General features: G+C 37.3%; 6 protein-coding genes. 1 reads left to right on the forward strand and 5 read right to left on the reverse strand.

All coding sequences use genetic code 11. The annotated features are described in order from the left end of the window. Positions 1–117: 117 nt before the first annotated feature. Positions 118–1,257: a Rieske 2Fe-2S domain-containing protein gene (locus DYY65_RS08720; protein ID WP_162477578.1), complete on the reverse strand. Its 1,140-nt coding sequence runs from the start codon at positions 1,255–1,257 to the stop codon at positions 118–120. Positions 1,258–1,950: 693 nt separating this feature from the next. Between DYY65_RS08720 and DYY65_RS08725 the strand changes: the two genes are divergently transcribed. Further along, positions 1,951–2,967, forward strand: coding sequence for an adenylate/guanylate cyclase domain-containing protein (locus DYY65_RS08725; protein WP_162477579.1), 1,017 nt, complete (start codon positions 1,951–1,953; stop codon positions 2,965–2,967). A 120-nt stretch (positions 2,968–3,087) separates the two neighbouring features. On the opposite strand, the gene DYY65_RS08730 is transcribed toward DYY65_RS08725, so the two are convergent. From DYY65_RS08730 to DYY65_RS12525, 4 genes are all read right to left on the reverse strand, one after another. Further along, positions 3,088–3,288: a response regulator gene (locus tag DYY65_RS08730; RefSeq protein WP_162477580.1), complete on the reverse strand. Its 201-nt coding sequence runs from the start codon at positions 3,286–3,288 to the stop codon at positions 3,088–3,090. Beyond that, complete coding sequence (locus tag DYY65_RS12755) at positions 3,275–3,409, reverse strand: hypothetical protein (protein ID WP_255457498.1); 135 nt, start codon at positions 3,407–3,409, stop codon at positions 3,275–3,277. Before DYY65_RS12755 ends, DYY65_RS08730 begins: the two co-directional genes overlap by 14 nt. Beyond that, positions 3,396–5,300 carry a sensor histidine kinase gene (locus DYY65_RS08735; RefSeq protein WP_162477581.1) on the reverse strand — a complete coding sequence of 635 codons (1,905 nt, stop codon included), beginning with the start codon at positions 5,298–5,300 and terminating at the stop codon, positions 3,396–3,398. Before DYY65_RS08735 ends, DYY65_RS12755 begins: the two co-directional genes overlap by 14 nt. A gap of 287 nt (positions 5,301–5,587) precedes the next feature. Continuing rightward, positions 5,588–5,782: hypothetical protein (locus DYY65_RS12525; RefSeq protein WP_236561756.1), on the reverse strand; the 195-nt coding region annotated here is incomplete at its 5' end.

The raw sequence follows: 5,782 nt of genomic DNA on the forward strand, positions 1-5,782 counted from the left end.
AGTTGTTCTATATCCTTCCAACTTTTAGCCAGTAAGTGTCACATGTCAGAATTCACAAGTCAAAAATAAAAATATTTTTTATTTCCTTTAACCACTGGTCTGATCTTAGAATTATAGCTAATAGCCAGTAAACTCCTCTACTTTTATCCGGTCTTGTGTAATTTTTAGATCATTTTCCAAAATACTCTTCATTGTGTTTAGCATGGCAGGTGGTCCGCATACGTAGAAAATTGAATTATTTAAGTCGTTTTGGTCCAGACGTTTGTTTATCATCTCTTTGTTTATTCTGCCTCTTTCGCCTGTCCAAGGGTCTGAAGTTGAAGCAGAATCAAAAGATGATTTTGTATTATCCTCATCGGTAATAGTGTATATAACCTTTAAATTTTTATTTTTGTTTGTACATTCATCAAATTCCTCTTTGAAAATTATGTTTTGCTGATTTCTGTTGGAATCGAACATCACTATTTTTATTGGTAGTTGTTTATCTGTAGCATACTTTATCATACTTCTGAAGGGAGTCACACCTATTCCTCCTGAAAGGAATATTGCAGGTTTGGACTGATCATCATGTAATACAAACTTTCCCTCCGGTCCTCTCACCTTTACTTTAACTCCATCTTGTAGGGAGGAAAGTCTTTTTTTGTAGGGAGAATCTCTTATTCTAGTGGTTAGCATAATCCAGCTCTCAGTAGGAGACGAAGAAATTGTAAAATGCCTGATCGGTCCTTTTGGATCGTTATTAACACCTCCTATGTCAAAATAAGCATACTGTCCTGCTGTGTAATTAAATGGCGCTTCCGGCTGTGCAGTTTGATTTTGTTTAGTTTCATTTCCAAATTTAAAGGACATCATATCCGTCTCCTGAACTTTCTCCTTTTGTAATAGCACAAGTTCGTGTTCTGGAGGGCCTTTGCTTGCCTTTTTCTCTTCTTCTGCCTCGGGTTTGTTCTTAACTAATATCTTATCGCCCTCGAGCTTTACCTCATAAGCAATCTGTGCGATTTCTGCAGGAGGGCTTGTTACCTCTCCTGTTCTTATGTCGAACCTAGAGCCATGCCAAGGACATTCAATTTCAAACCCATCAAGTGTACCGTCTTCAAGAGGACCTCCTTCATGTGAACACACAGCGTCCAGCGCATATATCTTGCCATTAACCTTGGATAATACAACTGGTTTACCAAAGACGTCTACTTTAAGAAGATGGCCATCTTGCAGATCTTTTTGGTTCGCTACCGGTGTATATTCCTGATCTGACATGTTTACTTCTCGCTACCACTGGTACTGAGACTGGTTACCTAAATCTGTATTGCTATCGTAACCAGAGAAGATATTGGTGAAAGACTAGTGAGACGTTAAGCTCAAGAGTCAAAAAATGAGGATTGATTTACTTTCTATTTTTCGCTTGGGGTCTCACGTGAGATCCTAGCAGAAGGCTTGTAGGTAAATCCTTCTATTCCATCTAGAATCATAGAATGGTTATTATTATTATTATCGTTGCAGCAATTACAATTAGCTTTAAGACAATTCCTTGCTAATCCATGATTGCATGTTTTGCATGTACAAGCGCTATCATATGATAAACTGTTTTGATTCAACCTTTCATCTAGATAGTCTTAGGCCCTGCTGAACTTAAGTGTTAGTATTCCATCTCAGTTTAGAACTTCACTATGTACAACTATTCATACATTATGGTACATTTCATTTTGTTCTAGAGTAAAAAATAACGCATGAAAATTCAGAAATTTGTGTTATCCAATAAGTAAAAATGATATAAGTGTATTAACCATTCCAGTTGTTCAAAAATAAACTAATAAATAAGAAGACAACAAGACAACGCAATCAATTATAATGGGGTAAGGCTAACATTAAAGTCGGTCTGAAGTTGAGTCTGTTTAAATTTGGTGACGTATTTGATAGCTATTAACGGTTGTTGGTCTGTAGAGTAAAGGTATGCCCGAACAACAAGATATCAATTCATCCCCGACAAGGATTTATCAGCGGCATACTATATCAAATTTATATCATTCAGATATTCCGGTTGAAACAATCGCTTATCAGCTGGATATTGATGAAAAAGATGTTGAAAAAGTAATTAATGAGATTAAAATTGAGGAAGTAGAAGAACTACGACGACAATCAAATTTACAAAGGAGGTTAGGACTAGAAGGAGCTTCCTCGTATATGGATTTATTTAACCTTGACGCAGTTGTTAATATCGATCTAGCCATAGCACATGCACAAAACAGTATCTGGGAAGCCCTCAAATCAGAGCTAGAATTCGATATATCAATGGAAGAAACACATAACATTTTAGATAAATTTGCTAAATCGAAAGTCACGCTTGTAGTCTTACATATAGACCTTGTAGATTCTACTAAATTAGCTATGACTCTTCCTGTTGATAGGATTACAACGATAATTCAGGCATTTACTCGTGAAATGTCCCGAATGGTAGAAGCATATGGAGGCTACATATTGAAGTATATGGGAGATGGAATTCTAACCTTCTTTCCTGTAAACGTAATAGATAATCCGTATCTGCCTTGTATAAATGCGATCAATTGCGGAAGATCGATGATCAGAGTAGTACAACAAGGGATAAATCCAATTCTTGACCAGAATGGTTATCCAGAAATCAGTGTACGTATTGGAATAGATCTTGGCAGCGATAATGCAATTTTACAATATGGTTGGAGAACCCTTTCTATTCCCAATAACAGTAGCAACATTAACAAGCAACAAAAAACAAGAATTCCCTATTACGACATTATCGGCTACACTGTTAATGTCGCAGTTAAAATGACTGGGCTAGTGAAGCCAAATCGACTGGCAATTGGCCAATTAGTATATGAGGCACTTGACGAAAAACAAAAATCCGTATTTAAGATTTTGGATATTGATTCAAGTTTATGGAGCTATATCAACAGTCGAACTGGAGTAATTTACGATGTATATAGTAGTATCTAAAAGTAGTAACGTCCTATTATCAAAACTCTACTTTGGTATCATGAATGTAATTCTTCCTTTACCCTTTTCACTAATTCAGCTACAGCAATAGGTTTTTGAATAAAGCACTTTACACCTACTTCAGCTTTGTTTTGTTGTCGGGAAGTAATAGTGCGTTGGTGTTGTCCTCGCGTTCTCAAGGTAAATTTCATATGCTGTAATAAAACATACCTTGAGCCGTGTGTCTAGCTTCCTGAGTTCTGTATACAGTCCAAAGCCATTCATGTCTGTCATTTTATAGTCTATTAGCGCAAGGTCATACGCACCTTCATAGCGCCTCAAGCGGGTTATTGAATGCGTCCACTTTAAAACCACTATCCTCAAGGCCTAAAGCAAAAATTGTCGTGATATCAGGCTCATCATCAACAAGTAAAACGGTAAGGTTGTCTTTAATGGTGGTCATTTTCCCAGTAACGATTGCTTTCATCAATTGGCTTGTTTACAGGTATGCTGAAAGCAAAGGTAGCACCTTCTTCAAAACCATCTCCCTCCTTTCTATTCAAAACATCTCTTCTGTTGCTAGAATTATTTTGAGCCCATATCCTGCCACCATGCGCCTCTACAATGCTTTTAGAAATGAATAAACCCAAGCCGGTACCTGTTTCTGATTTGGCTGCAAACTTTGAAAATATTCTTGGATAGATCTCGGGATCTATGCCTTGGCCAGTATCTCGTACACTAATGATAGCACTACCGTCTTTTGTTTCCACATCCACTGTTATGACGCCCTTTTTGGTGAACTTGATGGCATTACTGATTAGATTAGAAATGACCTGAGCAAGACGACTTTTATCTGCATCTATTTCAATATCTCCATCATACTCAAAGACTAAATTAATGTCCTTATTCGCTGCCTTGATTTCATTTCTCTGGTCTTCAATAATCTCTGATATTAACTCTTTCAGATTGGCTTTCTCGATATTCAGTTTTAGTGATTGTGTCTCAATCCTGGTGACATCAAGTATATCCTTCGTAAGTCTTTGAAGCCTTACCGCATTTCGAGATATTGCCTGAATCATTTCATTCTGTTTTTCGGGATGTCGCTGTATTAAGGTAGAATATCCTAATATAGCTTGGGTGGGTGTTTTCATTTCGTGGCTTGCTATATTTATAAATTCATTTTGCATTTTGTCATGCGTTTTTAATTGTTCGTTAGCTATTGCGAGTTGTTTGTTTGATTTTGCCAAAGAATCATTCGCTTGTTTAAGATCTCCAGTTCTCGCGTTTACCACGGCCTCTAATCTCTTATTCCATGAGAAAACCAAAAATGCTATAATAAATGCTACTGCTCCTATTGTAGCTATTATTAATATAGTAAAAGATCGCTGTTGACCAACTAATGCACTCGCATCTCTTGCAAGTGTATGTTGGGCAGTAATGTATAAAGTTAGAAAATTCTTTCCATTAACCACTACTGGTTGATACGCTATAGTATTCACTTTGCCGTTGATGAGAATGTCTGCGGATCCTGTATTCCCTTGTAATGATTTTTTTAGTATCTCGTTTAGCAGAATTCTTGAGCCGGCAGGATGTATCAGAGAGGAAAGTACTGACTGAAAGTTATTTCCAAAAACATTCTCACCTGCGTATTGTTGGCCGCCGGTAGCATATAAAATAATTCCATTTCTATCTAACAATCCAATAGTACCATTAAATTGGGGGGATAATTGATTATTCAAAAAGTCTCCTAGGGCTCGTAACCTAACAGAAGCTACTACTAGACCAGTGAACGTTCCATTGTCATCACCATTAATGGATCTACCTGTCATATTGATCACAGGATACGAAATATACAGTCTGGGAATTCTGTCATTCGATGATATGAGGCTGCTATAATATTCGGTGTGAGTAACCTTTGGAACGGTAAAATAAGGCCTGTAGCTGAGGCTAGTTCCCTTGTATTTCTGGTATGTACTTTGATTAATGTTGCTTATCCAATTTATCTTGCCATCTTTATTGAGCCACATGTAGAAATCTGTTAAATTACTCGAGGACTGTTGCCTGGTATTAATAACGGTGTGTGCTCTGATGTATTCATTGTTGTGTACTGCGGGGGATTCAGCAAGTGTCTGTACAAGGGCGCCTACTGTTTCCAACTTATTTGCTAAAATTTGTGAGATATCATGTACTTCGATTCTGGCGTTGGACCTCACTTCATTTGCCGCAATATCCGCAATCTTGTTAGAAATTAGGTTGGAATATTGATAGGACAATATCGATAATATTGCTGCTATGCCTACTATGCCTGCTAATATTATGATATTGGCCCTGAGATTGCGTTTCTTACTTACCAAGGGAGATATACCCTCTTTCTATCAGCCACATCATCAGTTAATATCATCCGCGAGTGAGATAACCATACATCTTCTATTTATTTGCCTCTAACTTGTGTATTTCCATCCGACTGGGGGATTGTGTGGCAGTCTACTACCTGGCAATGCCCATTAGTGTCTTGATAAGCAGGAGAATAATTTTATCAATAGTATTCTGCTATATTACCTAGTCTCAGTCAAGATGCCTAAAGCTAGTTGAGTATTTGCTAGTAATTGCTCTAAGGTGTCGTTATAATTAATTTCTTACATTACACAGCCATATGTTGTTTGACCTTTACCGTAAGTGGCAGTTGCCAGCCTGTTGCGGTCCTCAATAAAATTGGTCTCTCAAAGCCATAACTATTTATGTTGTTTGTGCTGCTTTTGCGATTGATAGTACAGGATATTATTTGCCTTACGCTCGCAAGTATTTCGTAATGATAGAATGTGGGGAGACTAGTACG

The sequence above is a fragment of the Nitrososphaera sp. AFS genome (assembly GCF_009898475.1).
In the GTDB taxonomy this organism is placed as follows: Archaea; Thermoproteota; Nitrososphaeria; order Nitrososphaerales; family Nitrososphaeraceae; genus Nitrosopolaris.

Excerpts from the sequence above, each read along its gene's own strand:
- DYY65_RS08720 (WP_162477578.1), bottom strand. The coding sequence starts at position 1,257 with ATGTCAGATCAGGAATATACACCGGTAGCGAACCAAAAAGATCTGCAA.
- DYY65_RS08725 (WP_162477579.1), top strand. The coding sequence starts at position 1,951 with ATGCCCGAACAACAAGATATCAATTCATCCCCGACAAGGATTTATCAG.
- DYY65_RS12755 (WP_255457498.1), bottom strand. The coding sequence starts at position 3,409 with ATGACCACCATTAAAGACAACCTTACCGTTTTACTTGTTGATGATGAG.